This is a genomic window from Kitasatospora sp. NPDC056783, assembly GCF_042789895.1.
GTDB lineage: Bacteria > Actinomycetota > Actinomycetes > Streptomycetales > Streptomycetaceae > Kitasatospora.
In genome coordinates, this window is record NZ_JBHUAF010000662.1 from 1 (window position 1) to 2,044 (window position 2,044).

The window sequence follows — 2,044 nt, forward strand, 5'->3', positions numbered from 1 at the left end:
CGGTGCCGGGGGGACGGCGGCCGGAGGAGGCGGACCTGGTCGGCGGCGGAGGCGTTGTCGGCGACGACGAGGACGCCTCCGCCGCGCCCTTCCACCTGGTCGCGGTAGATGGTGGCGCGGGTCTCCGGGTCCGGGGGGATGTGCGCGGCGGGCACGCCGAGGGCGCGCAGCAGGGTGTCGAGCGCCTGTCCCGCGTCCACCGGGGTCTCGTCGTAGCCGCGGAGGTCGACGAAGAGGGCCGCGGCGAAGCGGGCCTCGTCGAGCAGAGCGCGGCCGACGGCGATCGCCAGCGTGGTCTTGCCGACGCCACCGAGGCCGGTGACCGTCACGGTCGACGGGCCGTCCGGGGTCGACGGACCGTTCGGAGCCAACAGGGCGCTAAGCTCGGCGAGTTCGCGGTCCCGGCCGGTGAAGGCCGCGGTGAGCGGCGGGAGCCCGGCGATCGTCGGGGGCCGGGCGGGGAGCGTCACGTGCGCGGTGTCCGCCTGGACGACCGGGCCGTGGAAGTTCCCCCCGCGGATGCTGTTGTGCACCCGGTCAGAGTAGCCGCCCGCGCGACCCCTCCGCCCCCGCGCGCGCCTGCTGTGCGCCGGTGTCCCTGTGGAACGCTTCCCGGACAGACCAGGCGAGTCGGGGAGTTTGCATGCAGCACGGGCATACCGATCCATCGCTCTACCGTTCGGCCGCCGAGGCGATCGCCGCGCCGCCGGAGAAGCTGGCGTACGTGGCCGGCTTCGACCGGTCCGGGCGGCAGCCGGACGCGTTGCTGAGCGTCGACACCGATCCGGACTCGGCGACCTACGGGAAGGTCCTGAACTTCGCCGAACTCCCGACACTCGGCGACGAGTTGCACCACTTCGGATGGAACGCCTGCTCCAGCGCCCTCGCCCACGCCTGCCACGAGAACCCGGAGCGGCGCTACCTGCTGCTGCCCGGGCTGCGCTCCTCCCGGCTGCACGTGCTGGACACCCGGCCGGACCCGGTCCGCCCCCGGCTGGTCAGGACGATCGAGGCGGAGGAACTCGCCGCCAAGGCCGGCTACTCGCGCCCCCACACCCTGCACTGCGGCCCGGACGGCGTGTTCCTGTCCTGCCTCGGCGGCGCCGACGGCGACGACGGCCCGGGCGGGGTCGCCCTGCTCGACCACACCACCTTCGAGGTGCTGCGCCCCTGGGAGACCGAGCGCGGACCCCAGCACCTCGCCTACGACGTCTGGTGGCACCTGGGCACCAACGTCGGCGTCACCAGCGAGTGGGGCACCCCGTGGATGATCGAGAACGGGGTGGTGCCCGACCTCCTGCTCGGGCGCAAGTACGGCCACGCGCTGCACTTCTGGGAGCTGGACACCGGCCGCCACCTCCAGCGGGTGGACCTCGGCGACCAGCACCAGATGGTCCTGGAGCTGCGCCCGGCGCACGACCCGCAGGCCGAGTGGGGCTTCGCCGGGGTGGTCACCAACGTCGAGGACCTCTCCTCCTCGGTCTGGCTCTGGTACCGGGACGGGCCGGCCTTCACCGCGCGCAAGGTGATCGAGATCCCCGCCGAACCGGCCAAGGCCGAGGACCTGCCGCCGGCCCTCCAGCCCTTCGGTGCGGTGCCGCCGCTGGTCACCGACATCAACCTGACGGTGGACGACCGCTGGCTGTACGTCTCCGCCTGGGGCACCGGCGAGTTGTTCCAGTACGACGTCTCGGACCCGTTCCACCCGCGGCAGACCGGCTCCGTACGGCTCGGCGGCGTCACCGCCCGCACCCCGCACCCCGCCGAACCGGGCCGTCCGCTGAACGGGGCGCCGCAGATGGTGGAGATCAGCCGGGACGGCCGGCGGCTCTACCTCACCAACTCGCTCTACGGAGCCTGGGACGACCAGTTCTACCCGGAGGGCATCGAGCCCTGGATGGTCAAGCTGGACGCCGACCCGGAGGCGGGCGGTCTGAGCGTCGACGAGCGCTTCTTCCCGCACGGCGACGACTTCCGGGGCCTGCGCGTCCACCAGACCCACCTGGCGGGCGGCGACGCCTCCTCCGACTCGTACTGCTTCCGC

2 protein-coding genes are annotated in these 2,044 nt (G+C 73.4%); one reads left to right on the forward strand and one right to left on the reverse strand.

The window, feature by feature from the left end; genetic code table 11:
* A partial coding sequence (locus tag ACFRMQ_RS40385) for an AAA family ATPase (RefSeq protein WP_380735901.1) occupies positions 1-533 on the reverse strand: 533 nt, incomplete at its 3' end.
* 110 nt (positions 534-643) lie between these two features.
* Between ACFRMQ_RS40385 and ACFRMQ_RS40390 the strand changes: the two genes are divergently transcribed.
* On the forward strand, positions 644-2,044 hold a 1,401-nt coding region (locus ACFRMQ_RS40390), incomplete at its 3' end, for a selenium-binding protein SBP56-related protein (RefSeq protein ID WP_380735902.1).